Source organism: Hoeflea sp. Naph1 (genome assembly GCF_046837775.1).
Lineage (GTDB): Bacteria > Pseudomonadota > Alphaproteobacteria > Rhizobiales > Rhizobiaceae > Hoeflea.
The window spans coordinates 1240615-1259872 of record NZ_CP177286.1; the positions used below are offsets into that span (position 1 = coordinate 1240615).

17 protein-coding genes are annotated in these 19258 nt (G+C 59.8%); 11 read left to right on the top strand and 6 right to left on the bottom strand.

The window, feature by feature from the left end:
- Window positions 1–6: 6 nt before the first annotated feature.
- Window positions 7–1350, top strand: coding sequence for an NAD(P)/FAD-dependent oxidoreductase (locus ACK6D9_RS05880; protein ID WP_412050982.1), 1344 nt, complete (start codon window positions 7–9; stop codon window positions 1348–1350).
- Window positions 1351–1422: 72 nt separating this feature from the next.
- Here the strand turns inward: ACK6D9_RS05880 and ACK6D9_RS05885 are convergent, their stop codons facing one another.
- Complete coding sequence (locus ACK6D9_RS05885; RefSeq protein ID WP_322990358.1) at window positions 1423–2091, bottom strand: GntR family transcriptional regulator; 669 nt, start codon at window positions 2089–2091, stop codon at window positions 1423–1425.
- Window positions 2092–2236: 145 nt separating this feature from the next.
- Here ACK6D9_RS05885 and dctP point away from each other — a divergent pair, with 145 nt between their 5' ends.
- From dctP to ACK6D9_RS05935, 10 genes are all read left to right on the top strand, one after another.
- Window positions 2237–3232, top strand: coding sequence for a TRAP transporter substrate-binding protein DctP (dctP, locus tag ACK6D9_RS05890; protein ID WP_412050983.1), 996 nt, complete (start codon window positions 2237–2239; stop codon window positions 3230–3232).
- A 75-nt stretch (window positions 3233–3307) separates the two neighbouring features.
- Entirely contained in the window at window positions 3308–3805 is a 498-nt protein-coding gene (locus ACK6D9_RS05895; RefSeq protein ID WP_322990359.1) for a TRAP transporter small permease, read from the top strand.
- Window positions 3802–5118: a TRAP transporter large permease gene (locus ACK6D9_RS05900; protein ID WP_322990360.1), complete on the top strand. Its 1317-nt coding sequence runs from the start codon at window positions 3802–3804 to the stop codon at window positions 5116–5118. The genes ACK6D9_RS05895 and ACK6D9_RS05900 overlap by 4 nt, the downstream gene beginning before the upstream one ends.
- The gene (locus ACK6D9_RS05905) at window positions 5115–6452 is read left to right on the top strand and encodes a malonyl-CoA decarboxylase (protein WP_412050984.1); all 1338 of its coding nucleotides are present in this window, start codon (window positions 5115–5117) and stop codon (window positions 6450–6452) included. The genes ACK6D9_RS05900 and ACK6D9_RS05905 overlap by 4 nt, the downstream gene beginning before the upstream one ends.
- On the top strand, window positions 6442–7989 hold the full coding sequence (locus tag ACK6D9_RS05910) for a malonate--CoA ligase (protein WP_412050985.1): 1548 nt from the start codon (window positions 6442–6444) through the stop codon (window positions 7987–7989). The genes ACK6D9_RS05905 and ACK6D9_RS05910 overlap by 11 nt, the downstream gene beginning before the upstream one ends.
- 407 nt (window positions 7990–8396) lie before the next feature.
- Window positions 8397–9458 (top strand): Ldh family oxidoreductase, encoded by a 1062-nt coding sequence (locus tag ACK6D9_RS05915; RefSeq protein WP_412050986.1) that lies wholly within the window; start codon window positions 8397–8399, stop codon window positions 9456–9458.
- Window positions 9459–9756: 298 nt separating this feature from the next.
- Window positions 9757–11262, top strand: a complete 1506-nt coding sequence (locus tag ACK6D9_RS05920) for an aldehyde dehydrogenase (NADP(+)) (RefSeq protein WP_412050987.1) — start codon at window positions 9757–9759, stop codon at window positions 11260–11262.
- Between the two features lie 240 nt (window positions 11263–11502).
- Window positions 11503–12261, top strand: coding sequence for a glycosyltransferase family 25 protein (locus ACK6D9_RS05925; RefSeq protein ID WP_412050988.1), 759 nt, complete (start codon window positions 11503–11505; stop codon window positions 12259–12261).
- Window positions 12262–12323: 62 nt separating this feature from the next.
- A complete protein-coding gene (locus tag ACK6D9_RS05930; RefSeq protein WP_412050989.1) occupies window positions 12324–13115 on the top strand; it encodes an FkbM family methyltransferase in 792 nt (263 codons plus the stop codon).
- Between the two features lie 6 nt (window positions 13116–13121).
- Entirely contained in the window at window positions 13122–13985 is an 864-nt protein-coding gene (locus ACK6D9_RS05935; RefSeq protein WP_412050990.1) for an alpha-1,2-fucosyltransferase, read from the top strand.
- Between the two features lie 12 nt (window positions 13986–13997).
- Here the strand turns inward: ACK6D9_RS05935 and ACK6D9_RS05940 are convergent, their stop codons facing one another.
- The 5 genes from ACK6D9_RS05940 to ACK6D9_RS05960 are packed head-to-tail and all read right to left on the bottom strand — an operon-like array spanning window position 13998 to window position 19168.
- Window positions 13998–15182 (bottom strand): DegT/DnrJ/EryC1/StrS family aminotransferase, encoded by a 1185-nt coding sequence (locus tag ACK6D9_RS05940; RefSeq protein WP_412050991.1) that lies wholly within the window; start codon window positions 15180–15182, stop codon window positions 13998–14000.
- Window positions 15179–16120, bottom strand: a complete 942-nt coding sequence (locus tag ACK6D9_RS05945) for a GDP-L-fucose synthase family protein (RefSeq protein ID WP_412050992.1) — start codon at window positions 16118–16120, stop codon at window positions 15179–15181. The genes ACK6D9_RS05940 and ACK6D9_RS05945 overlap by 4 nt, the downstream gene beginning before the upstream one ends.
- A gap of 33 nt (window positions 16121–16153) precedes the next feature.
- Window positions 16154–17212, bottom strand: a complete 1059-nt coding sequence (gmd, locus tag ACK6D9_RS05950) for a GDP-mannose 4,6-dehydratase (protein ID WP_322990513.1) — start codon at window positions 17210–17212, stop codon at window positions 16154–16156.
- Window positions 17209–18111 carry a glycosyltransferase family 10 domain-containing protein gene (locus ACK6D9_RS05955; protein WP_412050993.1) on the bottom strand — a complete coding sequence of 301 codons (903 nt, stop codon included), beginning with the start codon at window positions 18109–18111 and terminating at the stop codon, window positions 17209–17211. The genes gmd and ACK6D9_RS05955 overlap by 4 nt, the downstream gene beginning before the upstream one ends.
- Window positions 18104–19168, bottom strand: a complete 1065-nt coding sequence (locus tag ACK6D9_RS05960; protein ID WP_412050994.1) for an FkbM family methyltransferase — start codon at window positions 19166–19168, stop codon at window positions 18104–18106. Before ACK6D9_RS05960 ends, ACK6D9_RS05955 begins: the two co-directional genes overlap by 8 nt.
- Window positions 19169–19258: the final 90 nt, after the last annotated feature.

The window sequence follows — 19258 nt, forward strand, 5'->3', positions numbered from 1 at the left end:
TCCGCCATGCATGGTTTTCCAATCACCCTTGCCGCACCGTCGGACCATACCGGTCCGCTGCCGGAAGCCGTCGATGTTACGGTTATCGGTGGCGGTATCATCGGGCTTATGACCGCTTGGGAGCTCTCCCGCGACGGTCTTCGCGTGTTGCTGTGCGAGAAGGGCAAGCTGGCGGGCGAACAGTCCGGGCGCAACTGGGGCTGGCTGCGTCAGCAGGGCAGGGACCTGGTCGAGCTGCCGATTGCCATGGACGCGATGCGCATCTGGCGTGACCTGCCACAAAACCTGCGCGCGGCGATCGGGTTCAGACAAACCGGCGTGACATATCTGGCCCGTGACGCATCCCGCATGGCCGCTTTCGAGCGCTGGCTATCGCAGGCGCGGCCACACGGGGTCGATACGCGGCTTCTCTCTCGCCGCGAGACCGAGGCAATGTTGCCGAACGCGGCTGGCTGGATCGGTGCGCTGCACACTCCGTCCGATGGTCAGGCGGAACCCTTCGTCACCGTTCCGCTGCTGGCGCGTGCGGCAGTTGAAGAAGGGGTTGTCATTCGTGAACGATGCGCCGTGCGCGGATTGGAGCTTTCCGCTGGACAGATCTCTGGGGTCGTGACCGAGGCTGGAACGGTGCGCTGCACGCGCGTTGTTCTGGCAGGTGGTGCGTGGTCGTCCTTGTTTCTCGCGGCCCATGGAGTCCGGCTTCGGCAATTGTCTGTGCTCTCCAGTGTATCGACCACGGAGGCCCTGCCAGAGGGGTTTTCGCGTGCTGCGGCGGCTGACGAGCGTTTTGCGATCAGGGGCAGGGCAGATGGCGGCCACAACCTGACGGCATGGTCATCGCACAAGTTTTTCATCGGCCCTGATGCGGTGCGCAATCTGGGCGCCTTCTTGCCGCAATTTCTTGCCGATGTTCGCAGTACCAAGCTTCGACCTTTCGCGCCGCAGGGGTATCCCGATGCGTGGCGAACTCCGCGCCGTTGGAGCAGCGCCGAGAAATCGCCATTCGAGCGCTGCCGCATCCTGAACCCGCACCCCGATACGGCCGATATTGCGCGACTGCAGCATCAATTTGCACTTGCTTTCCCAGATATCGGCAAACCGACGATCACGGCCAGTTGGGCCGGCATGATCGACGTAACCCCCGACACGCTGCCGGTTGTGGATCACGCCCCGATCCCCGGGCTGATCGTTGCCACCGGCATGAGCGGCCACGGTTTTGGAATTGCGCCTGGCATGGCGAAGGTGATCGCTGACCTGGTTCAGGGGCGCGCCCCGCAGCACGAAATGTCGCCATTCCGCTTCAAGCGGTTTTTCGACGGCACGCCGACAAAGGCGTCCTCCGCCATCTGATCGGATAGGAAGCATCTGGGCCGAAAATGGTCAGCTACGTCGCCGGTTAAAGCCTCCAACACACCAGACCGTTCACCCGGTCTTGAGCGAGGCCATCTGGCGGTAGCTGGCCATGAGGTCGTTGAAGCGCTCACCCTGGATGGCGACGTGCTGGCGTAGGGCGGCGGCAGTGGCCTTGGAATCGTTGCGCTCCAGTGCCGCAAACACGGCCCGGTGCTCTCGCATCGACTGCGGCATGCGGCCATTGGCGCGCAACTGCAGTCGCCGGTAGGGCTTGAGCCGCTTGTGAAGCCTTGCTGCCTCGCGGGCCAGGAAGCGGTTGCCGCTGGCCTCGTAAAGCAGATGGTGAAAGGTCTCGTTCTCGCGGTAATATTCGTCGAAATCGCCTTGCGCGATCGCCGCTTCGCAGGCGTCGATGGTCTGGCCGATGGCAACCATCTGGCTCTCGGTAACGTGCCTTGCGGCGCGAAAACCGCACATCGCCTCGATTTCGGCCATGACTTCGAACATCTCGACCAGTTCGACAAAATCCGGATGCCGGATGAAAGCGCCGCGGCGGGCTTCGAGCGTGACCAGCCCGGAGGCCGCCAGCGACTGGAACGCCTCGCGCAACGGTGTCCGCGACACCCCGAATTGCTCGGCAAGTTTGACTTCATCAAGACGCTCGCCATCGGCGAATTCGCCGGTGACAATCATCTGCTCGATGCGTTCGCGAACGGAATCTGCAATGCGTGTGCCCATGAGCATATCATCGTCAATCCGCACCGAAATGCAAATTCAATCTTTTTGTATACAAGAGGTTTGACATTGCATCCAGAAAATGGTCCCTTCGAGCGTTGCCAGGGCCGGAAGTGGTTCTGCGAGCACAATCTTCTGGGAGGTAGATATGAAACTAGGATTATCAGCGTTTGCAGCCATGTTGGCGGCATCCATCGCTCTGACTGGCCATGCACAGGCCGAAACCCTGAAAGCATCACACCAGTTTCCGGGCGGCAAGGGCGACGCGCGCGACGAAATGGTTCAGCTTTTCGCCAAGGAACTGGCAGCGGCCGATGTTGGCCTCGATGTTCAGGTCTATCCGGGGCAGTCGCTCTACAAGGCCAAGGAGCAGTGGGGTGCGCTGACCAAGGGCCAGCTCGACATCACCTCGTTCCCGCTTGATTATGCATCCGGCCGCGTACCGCAGTTTTCCGCAACCCTGATGCCGGGCCTGGTACGCAACCATGATCGCGCCAAGCGGCTCAACTCCTCGCCCTTCATGACCGAGATCAAGAAGCTGATCGAAGACAACGGTGCCATCGTCATTGCTGATGCCTGGCTCGGCGGTGCATTTGCCTCTAAAACGGCTTGCATTACCTCGCCTGAGTCAATCAAGGGGCAGGTGACCCGCGCCGCAGGACCCGCCTTTGAACAGATGTTGGTCGGCGCCGGCGCATCGATTTCCTCGATGGCGTCATCGGAAGTCTATACCGGCATGCAAACCGGCGTGCTTGATGCCGCCAACACCTCATCGGGGTCATTCGTATCCTACCGTCTTTTCGAACAGGTCACGTGCCTTACAGAGCCGGGCGAAAACTCGCTCTGGTTCATGTATGAGCCGATGCTGATTTCGAAGGAAACCTACGACCGCTTGACGCCCGAGCAGCAGGCTGCAGTGATGGCTGCAGGCAAGAAGGCTGAAGAGTATTTCGACAAGGAGGCCGCTGGCCTCGACGACAAGATGGTCGAGACCTTCAAGAAGGCCGGCGTTGAAGTCGTGTCGATGTCGAAGGACGATTATGACGCCTGGCTGGCGATCGCCAAGGAAACTGCCTACAAGCAATTCGCCGAAAAGGTTCCTGGTGGCCAAAAGCTGATCGACGACGCCCTCGCCGTCGAATAAGCACCGGATCAGGGGAGGTTCGCCTCCCCTTTTTTCGCCCGGCCTGCCCTTTTCCGATCCAAGGATTGCCAAGAGATGAAACGCTTTGTTTCGATTGTCGAGACGCTGTCGCGGCTGTGCGGATTGTCGTCCATGCTGCTGATCGCCGCCTCCACGCTTGTGGTCTCCCAGATGGTGTTCATGCGCTATTTTCTGGGTGCCTCCACCGTCTGGCAGACCGAGTTCGTCGTCTACGCCATGATCGCCTCCACCTTCATCGGCGCGCCCTATGTGCTGTTGCTCAAGGGCCATGTGTCGGTCGATCTGCTGCCCACCCTGCTCGGCGGCAATGGCAAACGTCTGCTTGATGTGCTCTCAGCAACCCTGAGCCTGGCGTTCTGCGCCCTGCTTGGCTGGTCCGGCTGGCACTATTTTTACGAAGCGGCATCGAAGGGCTGGACCACCGACACGGTCTGGGCACTGCCGTTGTGGATCCCGCTGCTTCCGCTACCGCTCGGCGTCGGCATCCTGTGCCTGCAATACATAGCCGAAATCTACAAGAACTGGACGTCCACCGAGGAGAGCCCCGCATGAGCCCGCTGGAAATCGGCCTTCTCATTCTCGTCGTGCTGATCGCGCTTTTCGCCATCGGCATGCCCATCGCCTTCGCGCTCGGCGCCGTGTCGATCGGCACCCTGCTGCTGATCGATGGTTTCCGCTCGCTCGATATTCTCGGCGAAACCTTCTTCTCCGGGCTCAACTCGTTCACGCTTGTCTCGATCCCGATGTTCATCCTGATGGGTGCGGCAGTCTCCAACTCTCCGGCGGGCAAGGACCTCTACGAGGCGCTCGACCGCTGGCTCAACCGCGTGCCGGGTGGCCTGGTTCTGTCCAATCTCGGTGCCTGCTCGATCTTTTCGGCGCTATCGGGTTCCTCCCCCGCCACCTGTGCGGCCATCGGCAAGATGGGCATTCCCGAAATGCGCAAGCGCGGCTATCCCGACGAAATCTCCGCCGGATCGATTGCCGCCGGTGGCACGCTCGGCATCCTCATTCCGCCATCGATCACCATGATCGTCTATGGCATTGCCACCGAAACCTCGATTGGCCGGCTGTTTCTCGCCGGCGTCATCCCCGGCATGATGCTGACCACCATCTTCATGGCCTGGACGCTGTTTTCGTGCTGGCGCAGCGGGCTGAAACTGTCCGATGTGACGCAGCATTATTCGCTCAAACAGAAATTCGAGATCCTGCCGCGGGTGCTGCCGTTCCTGGCCATCGTCGCAGGCATCCTGTTCGTGCTGTATGGCGGCGTTGCGACCCCATCGGAAGCCGCCGGCGTCGGCGCGCTGTTCTGCCTTGTGCTGGTGGTAGTGGTCTACAAGATGTTTTCGGCCAAGCCGTTTCTCTCGATGTTCAGGGATTCGACCAAGGAATCGGTGATGATCATGATGATCATCGCGGCGTCGGAATTATTCGCCTTCACCCTGTCCTCGACCTTCGTCACGCAGAGCATCGCGGGTTGGATTTCCGACCTGGAGGTCAACCGCTGGGTGCTAATGGGGATCATCAATGTATTCCTGCTGATCGCCGGTTTCTTCCTGCCGCCGGTGGCCGTGATCCTGATGACTGCGCCGATCCTGCTGCCCATCATCACCAGCGCCGGATTTGATCCCTACTGGTTTGCCGTCATTCTCACCATCAACATGGAAATCGGTCTGATCACCCCACCCGTCGGGCTCAATCTCTATGTCATCAACTCGATCGCACCCGACATCTCGCTTGGCACCATCCTGCGTGGCTCGTTGCCCTATGTGATGTGTATGATCCTTGCCATCGTGATCCTGTGCATTTTTCCGCAGATCGTCACCTTCCTGCCCGAACTGATAATGGGGGCCGCGCTTTGAACCGCTCCGGCTTCTTCTACGACCTTCTGTCGACATTGTTCGAGCGGCAGAATATTGCCCGGGTGAAGGGCGACGGACGCTCGATAACGGCACTTTGCGATGATCTGATCGCCAGCTCAGGCGAGGTCTCCGGCCATGATATGGGACAGCAGATCCTGTCGCGCTTCAGCGAGCTCACGCCGGAAGACGAGATCGCCTTCTTCGAGTACCTCAACGAGAAGATGGATATCGATATCGACCGGTTGCAGGCGTCAACCGCTGCCTACCAGATCGACCGGTCGCCTGAAAATTTCGCCAACCTGCTCGATGCCTCCGAACCCAAGCGGCAGGAATTGCTGCGCCGTATCAACCGGGTACCCGGCACCACCGGTGATCTGGTGAAAATGCGCGCCCGGCTGCTCAAGCTGCTCAAGGACCATCCCTCGTTCGGGCGGATCGACGTGGATTTTCAGCATTTGTTTGGCTCGTGGTTCAACCGCGGCTTCCTGGTTCCTCGCCGAATCCACTGGCAAAGCCCCGCCAATATTCTCGAGAAAATCATCAAATACGAAGCCGTGCATGCCATCAACGACTGGGATGATCTGCGCCGTCGCGTCGAGCCGCCCGACCGCCGCTGCTACGCCTTCTTCCATCCCGCCATGCCCGATGATCCGCTGATCTTCGTCGAGGTGGCGCTGGTCAAGGGCGTTCCGGGTTCAGTGCAGGCCATCCTGGCCGAAAACCGCGAGATCCTGGCTCCCGAAAACGCTGACACTGCCGTGTTCTACTCGATTTCCAACTGCCAGGCAGGCTTGCGTGGCGTCTCGTTCGGCAATTCGCTGATCAAGCAGGTGGTCGAGGATCTGCAGACCGAGGTGAAATCGATCAACACCTTTGTCACGCTTTCGCCGATTCCGGGCTTCAATCGCTGGCTGCGCCAGTCCATCACCGACGAGCCCAACACCCTCGTTGCCGCCGAGGACATCGATCTTGCCATCGAGTCTGGTGAACTAGGCAAGCTCACCGAGCATCCGCAATGGCTGCGCCGGCAGGCCGCAAACTATCTGGTCAACCAGAAGAACCGCAACGGCATGCCGCTCGATCCGGTGGCGCGCTTCCATCTCGGCAACGGCGCCATGCTGCATGACATCCACGCCGCTGCCGATCTCTCGGAAAACGGGGTGCGCCAGTCCTGCGGACTGATGGTCAATTACCTCTACGATCTCAAGAAGATCAGCCAGTTCCACGAGGGCTTCGCGGAGGCCCATACTGTGTTCACCTCCAAGGACGTCAAGACACTGGCCGACGCAGCGGCCGCAACCAGCAATGGCAGGAAACCGAAAAATGGCTCGTAATTATCTCTTCGACGGATTGCTCGCTGACAAGCTGTCCACAGATGAAGCCCGCAAGGCCACTTTCGCCATCCTGCCCGTTGATGGCCGCCATTACACCTATGGTGATGTCGAGGATGTCTCGGGCCGCTTCGCCAATGTGCTGGTGGGCTTGGGCGTCCAGCCAGGCGATCGGGTTGCGGTGCAAGTGCCCAAATCCATCGAAGCCATCATGCTCTATCTTGCCGTGGTTCGCGCCGGCGCCGTTTTCCTGCCGCTCAACACCGGTTACACCCCCGCCGAAATCGAGTATTTTCTCGGCAACGCCACGCCGCGCATCTTTGTCTGCGATCCGAAAAAGCGCGTCGACTACGAAGCATTGACAGCCAAGCTCGGCATCGGGCTTGAGACCATGGGTGTCTGGCAGAACCACGAGACCAGCGCCGGCTCACTTAACGATGCCGCACTTGTCGCACCGACCGAGTTTGAAACCGTCGCCCGCGAAGCCAGCGATCTGGCCGCCATTTTGTACACTTCCGGCACCACCGGACGTTCCAAGGGCGCCATGCTCACTCACGCCAACCTGTTGTCCAATGCTGAAACACTGGTCGATGTTTGGCGCTTTACCAGCGACGACGTATTGCTGCACGCGCTGCCGATCTTTCACACCCACGGTCTGTTCGTCGCCACCAATACGGCACTGAGCGCCGGCGCATCGCTGATCTTCCTGCCCACTTTTAGCGCTGAAGCCATCATTGAAAACATACCCGGCGCCACAGCCCTGATGGGCGTGCCAACCTTCTACACCCGCCTGCTCGACGACCCCGCCTTCACCGGTGATTTGGTCAAGCACATGCGATTGTTCGTTTCCGGCAGCGCGCCGCTGCTGGCCGAAACCCATGTCCAGTTCGAACAGCGCACCGGCCACCGCATCCTCGAGCGCTACGGCATGACCGAGACCAACATGAACACCTCCAACCCCTATGAGGGCGAGCGCCGCGCCGGCACAGTCGGCTTCCCGCTGCCCGGCGTCGATCTACGCATTGTTGATGCAGAGACCGGCAAGCCCTTGCCGCAGGGGGAAATCGGCATCATTGAGGTCAAGGGCCCCAACGTCTTTGCCGGCTACTGGGAGATGCCGGAAAAAACCAAAGAGGAATTCCGCGATGACGGCTTCTTTATCACCGGCGATGTCGGCGTCATCGATGCGGACGGTTATGTGCAGATCGTCGGCCGCTCCAAGGACCTGATCATTTCCGGCGGCTACAACATCTATCCCAAGGAACTCGAACTGCTTCTCGACGAGGAAGACGGCGTGCTCGAATCCGCCGTGATCGGCGTGCCGCATGCCGATTTCGGCGAAGGCGTGGTTGCTGTTCTGGTGCCAAAGCCGGGTGCAGAGCTCGACGAAGCCACGATCCTCGACAGCATCAAACCCAAGATCGCCCGCTTCAAGCAGCCCAAGCGCATCGTCGTGCTTGACGAGCTGCCCCGCAACACCATGGGCAAGGTCCAGAAAAACGTGCTGCGGGATGCCTACAAGGCGCTGCTGCAAGCCTGAGCTTCGGATGCGACGGGAGCCGGCTGATTGTCGGGGCCGTTCAGGGATGAGCATATTCGTGACTCATGGCCCTCATAAATGAGGTGTAAACGGAGTTTCGGCTCGCAGTCGCTGCGGTCCGGATCGATTTCAGTTTGCTATTCAATCCCCCCTATTCATATTCAGGATGAAGCTGGTGTTTGACAGGCGTGATGCTTGGTTCAGCGGCAGGCGGTCATTTGCGAGGGTAAACTGGTGGGTTGCGTGTTGTTTCTCCAGCGTATGTTGGATCCAATTTGGTTTAACAAATGGTAGCGCTGAACGCCGGTGGTTTTCGCTGTCGAATCAACCCAAGATCGGGGGTGGAGATAGTCGCGTCCGCCAGTGGTCGCGCATAGCGGCTGCGGATCGGAATTGGGGGAAATCGCATGAAGGAAATAGAAGCCGGTGGCGAGGACGATGTTCTCATTCAGGTGGCGGAGGTTTACGATCTTGCGCTGTCGGTTCTGACCGCCGCCGGTCTCTCACAGACCCAGGCCCGGCCAGTGGCCCGGGTGATTGCTGATTGCGAGCGGGACGAATGCAGATCTCACGGATTATTGCGATTGCCCGGATGTGTTTCCACCGCGCAGCATCCGAAATTTGTCCGCGATGCAGAACCAGTGCTTGAGGATGTGACGCCAGCCGTGGTTCGCGTCGATGCCCGCAACGGCTATTCGCTGGCAGCTTTCGAGCAGGGACTTCCGGTGCTTGAGCAAAAGGCCAAGGCGCTCGGTGTCGCCGTTCTGGCGATCAACAACTGCTTTCATTTCTCTGCCTTGTGGCCAGAAATCGAGGCCATCTGCACGCGAAATCTGGTTGGCCTGGCAATGACTCCCAGCCACAGTTGGGTCGCACCGGCAGGCGCAACCAGGCCGATATTCGGCACCAACCCGCTTGCCTTCGGATGGCCGCGTACCGGGCGCCAGCCCTATGTCTTTGATTTTGCTACCAGCGTGATGGCCCGCAGCGACATTGCCATGGCCAAGCTCAAGGGCGCGTCCATTCCCGAGGGCTGCGGTGTCGACATCGACGGTAACCCCTCAACCGATCCTGCCCGGGTTCTGGAGGGAGCCATGTGGAGTTTCGGCGGCCACAAGGGCGCGGCGATCGCCACCATGATCGAACTTCTGGCCGGCCCGTTGATCGGCGACCTGACCAGCAGCGATTCGATGGCTTATGATGGCGGCGAGCGGGCCGCTCCATTTCACGGTGAACTGGTTATAGCCCTGGACCCGAAACTTCTGGGAAACGGTCAGGACGAGCTCAATCAGGCGCGCGCCGAGCAGTTGTTTGCGGGCTTTACAGACCAGTCTGCGCGGCTGCCATCCGAGCGCCGCTATGCGGCCCGCACGCGCAGCGACACCCAGGGAGTGCATGTGCCCAAAAGCCTCTACAATAGAATTCTGGCGATTGCCGAAACCGGCGTCGACCCGCGTGACAAACTGTAACCGCGGTGCTACCGGCACTGCCGGATCGCAGAACACGAGGGCGGGAACCATCATCGACAAACAGCGCCAAGCGGCCTTGAAACGGGCTCGCCGCGCTCCGCGAACGTCCAGCCACTTTACGGGTTTGATTTAAGGAATGTACGTTACCGCCCGAATAAACCCATTTGAGCGCGACATGCACAAGGCTGCCGCCCGCCCGATCGAATATACTGCCTGTTTTCGGGATGCCTGAAAGGCCCCGGTCCGGCGATTTCATGCGCACCATTTTGCGCCAAAGCCAATCTGAATGGAGAATGACATGCTGACAGGAAAACATCTGATTGCCGGAAACTGGGTCGCGGGTGAGACCACCTTTGCCAGCCAGCCGGCACATGGCGACGCCCACGATTTTGCGGTTGGTACGCTCGCCCATGTCGATGCGGCGGTTGTTGCGGCGGAAGAAGCCTTCTGGACTTTCGGCTATTCGAGCCGCGCCGAGCGTGCTGCGCTGCTTAACGCCATCGCCGACGAGATCGAGGCGCGAGGCGACGAGATTACTGCCATCGGCACCTCCGAGACCGGCTTGCCCGAGGCCCGGCTGCAAGGCGAGCGCGGGCGTACCACCGGACAATTGCGGTTGTTTGCCAGCCACATCGAAAAGGGCGATTATCTCGACCGCCGCCACGACCAGGCGCTGCCCGACCGTGCGCCGCTGCCGCGCCCTGATCTGCGCATGATCCAGCGCCCTATCGGCCCGGTCGCTGTTTTCGGCGCGTCGAATTTCCCGCTCGCCTTTTCCACCGCCGGTGGCGACACTGCCGCGGCCCTGGCAGCCGGTTGCCCGGTCGTCGTCAAGGGCCACTCCGCCCATCCGGGCACCGGCGAAATCGTTGCCCAGGCGATCGATGCGGCGATCAAACGTCTCGGTCTGCACCCGGGCGTCTTTTCGCTGGTCCAGGGCGGAACCCGCGAGACCGGCCAGGCGCTGGTCACCCATCCACTGATCAAGGCGGTCGGCTTCACCGGTTCGCTCGGCGGTGGCCGCGCGCTGTTTGATCTTTGCGCCCAGCGCTCCGAACCTATCCCCTTCTTCGGCGAACTGGGCTCGGTCAACCCGATGTTCCTGCTGCCTGAAGCAGTCGGCGCCCGCGGCGCCGAGATCGCCAAGGGCTGGGCTGGATCGCTCACCATGGGGGCAGGGCAGTTCTGCACCAACCCCGGCATTTCGGTGCTGATCGATGGTCCCGATGCCGACGCCTTCATCACCGCGGCGACAGCGGCGCTGGAACCAGTCGGCGCCCAGACCATGCTGACCGATGGCATCGCCGAAGCCTACCGCCACGGCCGCGACCGGGTCGCCGGCGCTCAGGGCGTGCAGGAACTGCTCACCTCGACCTGCGATCTGCGCAATGCCACTCCCTACCTGTTTGCCACCACCGGCAAGCAATGGCTCGGCAACGAAGATCTCGGCGAGGAAGTCTTCGGCCCGCTTGGCCTGGTTGTCCGCTTGGCTGATGCCGACGAGATGCTCAGCGTCGCCAAAAGCCTCAAGGGCCAGCTCACCTGTACGCTGCACATGGATGCGGGCGATACCGTGCTTGGCCGCAGGCTGATGCCGGTGCTCGAGCGCAAGGCAGGCCGGGTTCTGGCCAATGGCTTCCCGACAGGTGTCGAAGTCGCCGATGCGATGGTGCACGGCGGACCCTATCCGGCGTCGACCAATTTCGGCGCCACCTCGGTGGGCACGCTGTCAATCCGCCGCTTCCTGCGTCCGGTCTGCTACCAGAACCTGCCAGCAGAACTGCTGCCCGAAGATCTCGGCTGACCCAGAGGCCGGTGACGTGCCGGCACTGAGCCCGACCTGAGGCTGGTGACCGGTCTCATGGTCGCCAGCACTCATCGTCAAATAAAACGCTGCGCATCCGGTCAGATGCGCAGCGTTGTCATGTCTGTGTTGTTCTCGGCACCATCCCCTTGCTGTTGACAAAGCCGGTCGTCTAGAAGGGGATGAAATCCACCGGCATCATGGATCGTGATCGAGTGGAAGACGATGGACGGGGGTGGCATGAGCACAGCAGGCGGAATCGAAGCCTTCATTATCCATCTGGCGCGCGCCGAAGCGCGGCGACCGCAAGTCGACCATTTGCTTGTCGCCTGTCCAGTCAGCGTTCAGGTGATTGATGCTGTCGATGGCCGGGCGCTGTCACCAGAGGAAATCGATGCGGTCTATTCCCGTAAAAGCCTGTTTCGCCCATACTACCCTTTCAGCATGACCGCGGGTGAGGTGGGTTGTTTCCTGAGCCATCGGAAGGCCTGGCAGGCTATCCTTGATACAGGTCTGGATGCTGGGCTGGTGATCGAGGATGATGTCGAGATGGATGGCGAGGTGTTCGTCAGAGCCTTGAAATTAGCCAGGCAGCACATTTCCAAACACGGAATTATTCAATTCCAGGTCCGCAATGTTGCCAAACCCGGCCCGATTGTCGCCCAGGGTGACGGTATATCCTTGGCCCGCCCGGTCATCGTGCCGCTCAGGGCATCCTGCACACTCTACTCGCGCGCCGCAGCCCAGCATCTGCTGGATGGAACCGCCATTTTTGACCGTCCGATTGACGGTTACGTTCAGCTGCATTGGATTACGGGTCTCCGGCCTTGCCTGGCCATTCCGTCAGGTGTTGGCGACCGGGGCAATGTCATTGGCGGCACCACCATTCAGGCCCGCAATGTGCCGCTGCTCAAACGTCTCCGCCGCGAAGCGCTTCGTCCGATTTACCGTGCCCGTATCGCAGCAATGTCACGGCGCAACGACCAGCAGCCGGCCTGAGTCAGTTTAATAAGGGTGCCGATGGCTGGACCCGCAATTGGGATTGAGATATCCAGCGGCTCATGTCCGCTATCGATACCGTCATTGCAACCATTTTACCCTCCGGCCTCGCACTGTCGTTGGCCCGTCGGCTGATGAAATCAGCTGGCCTTGGTCACGGCGGCATCGTCGCCAAGTCGGGGGAGATGAAAGCGGCCGCCGCAGCCCTTGCACAAGCCAGGGTCCAGACCCGGACTCCTGTGCTGTTCGATGTTGGCGGCAATATCGGCGAGTGGACCCTCGCCGCCAAACAGATGTGGCCGTCAGCCCAGGTGCATGTGTTCGAGCCTTCAGCCAGTCATCTTGAAAAACTCAGTCAGGCACTCACGGATCTTGATGGTGTAAAGGTCAATCCGGTTGCCCTGGGTGCGGCTGAAGGTGAAGCGACGCTGTACAAGGATGCAGAGATCACCGGACTGGCCTCGATGACCAAACGCGATCTCGGCCATATCGGGCTGTCGATGGATCTGAGCGAGACAATTCGGATCGATACCCTCGACCATTATTGCGCCCGCCACGGGGTTGAGGCGATCGACATGCTCAAGATCGATGTCGAAGGCCACGAGCTCGACGTACTCAAGGGCGGCGTCGACATGCTTGATCAGCGCAAGGTCGCCGCGGTTCAGTTCGAATTCGGTGGATGCAATGTCGACACGCGCACCTTTTTTCGCGATTTTTATGATTTCTTTGAAGCCCGCGGCTACGCACTCAACATCGCTGGGCCGGGCGGAAGGCTGACACCCGTGAGGCGTTACCGTGAATTCAACGAGCAGTTTGCAACAACAAACTACATCGCCATCCGGCGCGGCAGGTAAGCGACAATGACCCGCGTGATCTCGCGCCTGCATGGCGGACTTGGCAATCAGCTGTTTCAATATGCCGCCGGCCGGGCCGCGGCTCTCAGGACCGGGTCTGAACTGCTGCTCGATACCCGCCAGTACACGGCCAAAAGCCCGTTCCAGTACGATCTCGGAAATTTTTCCATTCAGGCGCGAGTGGCCACCGGAGATGAATTGCCCCCGGCAAAGACCCGGCCCTTGGCTTACGTCTGGTGGCGCAAATTTGGTCGCTCCCCGCGGTTCATTCGCGAGCAGGGATTGGCCTATAATGAGCGGATCGGGACTATTGCTGGTGAGTGCTATCTACACGGCTATTTTCAGTCTCAACGTTATTTCGACGATATTGTACCAACATTGTGGAACGATCTGAGCTTCAGGGAAGCAATAAGCGGTGATAATGCATCCATGGCCGAGCGCATCCAGGGCATGCCGTCAGTCTCCGTGCACATTCGTCGTGGCGATTACATAACCAGTGCCAAAGCTCAGGCCGTCCATGGGTCGACCGACCTTGCCTATTATGAGCGCGCGCTCGCGGAAGTCAGATCACGCTCGGGAAAGGACCCGGTGGTCTATCTGTTTTCCAATGATCCTGATTGGGTGCGTGACAACATCAAGCTCGATGCGGAGTTGGTGCCAGTCGCCATCAATGACGGCAGAACCGCGCATGAGGATCTGCGGTTGATGAGCCTCTGCGACCACAACATTATTGCCAACTCCACCTTTTCCTGGTGGGGTGCCTGGCTGAACCCGTCGCACGAAAAAATCGTGATCGCACCATCGCAATGGTTTGCTGACCCGAAACTGTCCAACCCGGATATCACGCCGTCGGGCTGGCTACGCCTCTAGACAACGTAGGCTTTAGGCGAATGCTGCCTTGAGCGCCACGGCCAGTTGTTCCATCGGTTCATCGAGCGGATAATGATGGTTGCCGATAAACAGCCCGTTTGTATCGGCCAGTTCGGCATTAGGCAGCCCGCCATGGATATCGTGATCCATGTAGCGCGTCACCACTTCGTTCTTGGCAAAATTGCCGGCAACGATCGGGCGCGATTCAATGCCATGGTTGGCCAGGCACGCCACCAGCTGCTTGCGATTGACGCCGCAATCCGGGTCGATGATCATCGAAAAGCCAAACCAGCTACTCTGGCCTGCCTCGCGCTGGGTGCGCAATTGCGGGAATCCGGCCATCACCTGTTTGAACAGGGCCGCGTTCTTTCGGCGGTTGTCGACAATCATCGGCAGTTTGGCGATCTGCTCAATGCCGATCGCGCCACTCATTTCCAATGGTCTGAGATTGTAGCCCGGCAGCACAAAGCGAAAGGCTTCCTCGAAAGGATCATCGCCCTTGGCGCCGGTCACAAGGTTGGGGTTGGGCAGGTTGCGGGTCCAGCCATGCGCCCTCAAGCTCAGCATGATGTGGTAGAGCTCTTCATCATGGGTGACGGTGATGCCGCCTTCCATGGTCGAAATATGGTGCGAAAAGAACGCCGAATAGCTGCCCGCCAGGCCGAAAGTTCCAGCCTGCTTGCCGTTGAATGTGGCGCCGAGCGATTCGCAATTGTCTTCCAGCAGCACGATCTCACGATCGCCGATAATCGCCTTGATCCGGTCGAAATCATTCGGGTTGCCTAACAGGTTGACCGCCAGGATTGCCCTGGTCTTGTCGCTGATGGCGGTCTCGAGCTGACCGAGATCGAAATTCAGCGTATTGATGTCGATATCGACGAACTTCAGCCGCAGCCCGTATTGGTAAAGCGGGTAATAGGTGGTGCTCCACGATACCGCCGGCACGATCACTTCGTCACCCGGCTGCAGCGCATAGCGCGAATGGTAGCGCAGCGCGGCGACAAACAGCAGGTTGGCCGACGAGCCCGAGTTGGACATCACGGCATAGGGTGCGCCGATCTGCTCGGCGAACAGTTTCTCGAATGCTGCGACTTCCTTTCCCATGGAAAAGAAGCCTGATTTCACCACTCGGTCGATCGCCGCGTATTCCTTTTCATTCCAGGAACTTGTGGCCAGCGGAAACCCTGTATTGGTCAAGATTTAGGCTCCTCGGTCGCGTCATTGAGAGCGCGGAAATGGGAATAGGTTATGGCAATTGCCTCATCGAGCGGTGTCTGCGGCATCCAGCCGAATGCTTGCTGCAGTCGCACCGAGACAAGTTTCTGTTTCATGCCGACCGGTTTGCTCAGGTCATGGATAAAAGTACCGTTCCAGCCGATCACCCGCGCCACCGCTGCATAATAGTCGTTGATCGAATGATCCTTGCCGACGCCGATATTCATCATTCCCGGCAGTTCGTCAAACCGCGCCACCGCCGTCCAGATTCCGTCGGCCAGGTCAGTGGCGAACATGAATTCTCGGCGAGCCTCGCCGTCGCCCCAGATCTCGACACTGTCGACGCCCGAGCGTTTGGCTTGGTCGACCTTGCGGATGATGGCCGGCAAGAGGTGCGAGACGGCTGGATCATATTTGTCGTGGATCCCGAAAATATTGCAGGGGATCAGGGTTTTGTAGGCGAGCTCCGGGGTTGATTGGCTGACATAGTCGCACAGCCGCGCCGTCATCACCTTGGCCAGCGCATAGCCTTCATTGGTAGGCTCCAACTCGCCCGTCAGCACGGAGCTTTCCTCAAGCGGATTGGGCGCTGCGCGCGGATACATGCAGGAACTGCCGATATTGAGCAGCCGTGGAACGCCGGCCTTGCGCGCCGCCATGACGATGTTGCGACCCATGTCGAGATTGTCGACCAGAAACCCCACCGGATCGGCCACGTTCGCCTGAATTCCGCCCACTCGGCCGGCGGCGTGGATGATCAGATCCGGCTTTGTCCGGGCAATATAGGCTTCGCTTGCCGCGCTGTCGGTGAGATCAAGCTCGGCGCTGCGCGGTGCGATCAGATCGTGCCGGTCGGCAGTAACGTGGTCACGTATATTGCGGCCGACCATGCCGCTGCCGCCTGTCAGAAGAATCTTCATGAGCCTGCGCTTTCAGGTTCGCCCACGGGGCTATCAGCCATTGCGCCTGGCCTCGGCCAGATCCGCTTCCGCCATCTCGGCCACCAGATCGGCGAATGAGGTTTGGGGGGTCCAGCCGAGCTTTTGTTTGGCCTTGGCGGCATCGCCCAGCAATGTCTCGACTTCGGTTGGGCGGAAGTAGCGCGGATCAACTTTGACAATCACCTTGCCGGACGGATCGCGGCCTACCTCATCGACGCCTTCACCTTCGAAATGGATCGTCATGTCCAGCGCGTCCGCCGCGGCCAGCACAAAATCGCGTACGGAGTATTGCACCCCGGTGGCGATGACGAAATCATCCGGCGTCTCTTGCTGCAGCATCAGCCACTGCATCTCGACGTAGTCGCGTGCGTGGCCCCAGTCGCGCAAGGCGTTGAGATTGCCAAGCTTGAGCACGTCCTGCTGGCCAAGCTTGATCCGCGCCAACGCGCGGGTGATCTTGCGGGTAACGAATGTTTCGCCGCGCAGCGGGCTTTCATGGTTGAACAGGATACCGTTGCATGCGTAAAGCCCGTAGGCCTCGCGGTAATTGATAGTGATCCAGTAGGCGTATAACTTGGCCACGGCATAGGGCGAGCGCGGATAAAACGGCGTGCGCTCGGTCTGCGGGGTCTCCTGAACCAGGCCATAAAGTTCTGACGTTGAAGCCTGATAGAATTTGCTCTTGTCCTTCAGACCCAGAATGCGGATCGCCTCGAGCAGCCGCAGCGTGCCCAACGCATCGGAATTGGCCGTGTATTCCGGTTCTTCGAAGGACACCGCAACATGGCTCTGGGCGGCGAGGTTATAAACCTCGTCCGGCTTGGTCTGTTGCAGGATATGGGTCAGTGACGACGAATCCGTCATGTCGCCATGGTGCAGCACGAATTGTCCCGATTGGCCGTACTCACCATCGAAAAGATGGTCGATGCGTGCGGTGTTGAACAGTGATGTTCGCCGCTTGATCCCGTGCACCTGGTAGCCCTTTTTGAGCAGGAATTCGGACAGATAGGCACCGTCCTGGCCGGTTACGCCGGTGATGAGGGCTGTTTTGGGCGTCGCGGTCGTGGTCATGGCTTGCGGGGTTCCCTTCGGGCGGTGGCCAGCACGATACGCGCGGCCGCCAGTTCGTGATTGGCGTACAAGGCGGCTTTTTCCTTGTTCTTTGTGACAAATTCAAGCCGCGAACGATAATCGGCTTCCGACAGGTTGCCGAGTGCTGCGGTGATGTCGTCAAACGACTGGCAAAGGATCATACCGCGCGGGTCGAAGATTTCGGCGATATCAGGTGCGCCCCAATAGACAGGCACGGTTTCACACAGGAGGCAGTCGATAAGTTTCTCTGTAAAGTAGCCCGGTTCGCTGACATTCTCGATGATCACCGAATAGCGATAGGGCGCCAATCCGTCGGCCTTGTGCTCGAAAGGGGCGTAGCCACGACCCAGGACCTCCATGTCGATGTCGCTGCGCTTCAACCAGTCAACAACCCGATGGCGTAGCTTGTGACCTTCGAAGGAGGTCTTGGAGGACGCAATTATCGACAGCATTCGGATTTTGTGCGTGTCCAGTGCTTCCCAGTCATGCACCCAGGTGGAGCCGAACAAGAAACGCAAACCATTCGGCACTGCTGCCAGCAGCCCCGGATTGCAGGTCAGTACCCGGTAAAACCGCCACCAGAGCACTCTCAGCCATGCCATGTTGCGGCTGTGGACTGCTTGAGGCTCGACGATCATCACCGAAACCCTGGCCCGAACGCGTGGCCTTGGCATGTAGAGAAGCCGGGAACTCACATAGGCAATCAGGTGGTCACCCGGTCCCATGTCGGAAACCGTGCCATGTTTGAGATGCTCTGGCCTGCCAAGTGGCCAGGCCAGAGCATCAAGCGGCATCCTGGAAAGCATTGGGGTCAACCGTGTGCGATAGGGAATGATGGCAACCGCCGGCCCGGCTTTGGCACTCGGGTTTTCAGCCATCGCCAAGCCTGTAAAGCGAATTGTTGTGCGTCCGGCCGACAAGTTGATAGCCATGGCGATCAAGGGCGGTGGCACATCCGGGATAGTCGGAGTTTGGTTCAGGATGTTCGATGACGATGCGGCGCGGCAGCATGGCGCGCTCTGCGGTGTCGAGAAACGGCGGCAGAGCCAGGTCCTCATGGCCTTCGATGTCGATTTTCAGTCCGTCGATGCGGGTGACCCCGGCCTCCTCCAGCAGCGCCGCCAGCGGTCTGACCCGGATTGGCCCGTCATCCGTCTCCTCGACTGCGACAATGGCATCGTCGTTCTTGCGAACCACTAGTTGTCCGGTCGCCTCCCGGTCGCCAACGGCACTGGCAATCGCGGTGATATTGGCAATGCCGCTGAGCGCTGCATTGCGCAGCAAGCGCGTGGTCATCAGCGGGTTGGCGTCAATTGAAATACAGCGTCCGCGAGGCCCGGCGGCGCGCGCCAATGGCAGGCTGTAGAGGCCGATGTTGCATCCGATATCGACGAACACGCCGCCGTCGGAAATCGCTCCGAGTAAAAAATCAATGTCTTCTGCATTGTAGGCTGGTTTGAGCAGGATGCCATATTCGATCAGGTTGCGGCCACCTTCGAGCCGGAAAATGACATCGCGAAAGCCGATGTCGATGTCACGCCCGCCGCCAAGCAGGAATACCAGCCGACTGACGGTGGCGCGGAAGACACCGCGATGAAACAGGCTGTTGCGCGCGGCGTTGATCACCAGTTGCTGGCAGGCGTTCGGCGGGCAGCTTTCGGGCGCTCCGGCGGCGCTGGACAATGTTCCTGCGGTCGTCCAGCGATGTGCATCAAGCTGCTTCCATTCGGAGCCGCTCACGAATTTGTCTCGCTCATGCTCTTGGTCAAGCAGGGCCCGGCGTGACGCATGATCCGCAAAGCCATGTGGGCTCGACCGGTCACGCCGGTGATCGTGGCAAGCATTGGCGAAATGATCCTGATCATGGCTGGAGGCTATCCCTTCGGCGGTGTGCCCGACACGGGCGGGCTTCAATGTGGATTCGTCGTCTGGCATGCTTTTCCTTGTTCTTGACGGTAAATTCAAGACATGAGCAACGAAGTGTCGGCGTGGTCTGTGCCAGATGGTTGGTCGCACATGCGAAAA

Excerpts from the sequence above, each read along its gene's own strand:
- ACK6D9_RS05925 (WP_412050988.1), top strand. The coding sequence starts at position 11,503 with ATGAGCACAGCAGGCGGAATCGAAGCCTTCATTATCCATCTGGCGCGC.
- ACK6D9_RS05910 (WP_412050985.1), top strand. The coding sequence starts at position 6,442 with ATGGCTCGTAATTATCTCTTCGACGGATTGCTCGCTGACAAGCTGTCC.
- dctP (WP_412050983.1), top strand. The coding sequence starts at position 2,237 with ATGAAACTAGGATTATCAGCGTTTGCAGCCATGTTGGCGGCATCCATC.
- ACK6D9_RS05920 (WP_412050987.1), top strand. The coding sequence starts at position 9,757 with ATGCTGACAGGAAAACATCTGATTGCCGGAAACTGGGTCGCGGGTGAG.
- ACK6D9_RS05880 (WP_412050982.1), top strand. The coding sequence starts at position 7 with ATGCATGGTTTTCCAATCACCCTTGCCGCACCGTCGGACCATACCGGT.
- ACK6D9_RS05895 (WP_322990359.1), top strand. The coding sequence starts at position 3,308 with ATGAAACGCTTTGTTTCGATTGTCGAGACGCTGTCGCGGCTGTGCGGA.
- ACK6D9_RS05930 (WP_412050989.1), top strand. The coding sequence starts at position 12,324 with ATGTCCGCTATCGATACCGTCATTGCAACCATTTTACCCTCCGGCCTC.
- ACK6D9_RS05955 (WP_412050993.1), bottom strand. The coding sequence starts at position 18,111 with ATGGCTGAAAACCCGAGTGCCAAAGCCGGGCCGGCGGTTGCCATCATT.
- ACK6D9_RS05900 (WP_322990360.1), top strand. The coding sequence starts at position 3,802 with ATGAGCCCGCTGGAAATCGGCCTTCTCATTCTCGTCGTGCTGATCGCG.
- ACK6D9_RS05915 (WP_412050986.1), top strand. The coding sequence starts at position 8,397 with ATGAAGGAAATAGAAGCCGGTGGCGAGGACGATGTTCTCATTCAGGTG.
- ACK6D9_RS05945 (WP_412050992.1), bottom strand. The coding sequence starts at position 16,120 with ATGAAGATTCTTCTGACAGGCGGCAGCGGCATGGTCGGCCGCAATATA.
- gmd (WP_322990513.1), bottom strand. The coding sequence starts at position 17,212 with ATGACCACGACCGCGACGCCCAAAACAGCCCTCATCACCGGCGTAACC.
- ACK6D9_RS05960 (WP_412050994.1), bottom strand. The coding sequence starts at position 19,168 with ATGCCAGACGACGAATCCACATTGAAGCCCGCCCGTGTCGGGCACACC.
- ACK6D9_RS05885 (WP_322990358.1), bottom strand. The coding sequence starts at position 2,091 with ATGGGCACACGCATTGCAGATTCCGTTCGCGAACGCATCGAGCAGATG.
- ACK6D9_RS05935 (WP_412050990.1), top strand. The coding sequence starts at position 13,122 with ATGACCCGCGTGATCTCGCGCCTGCATGGCGGACTTGGCAATCAGCTG.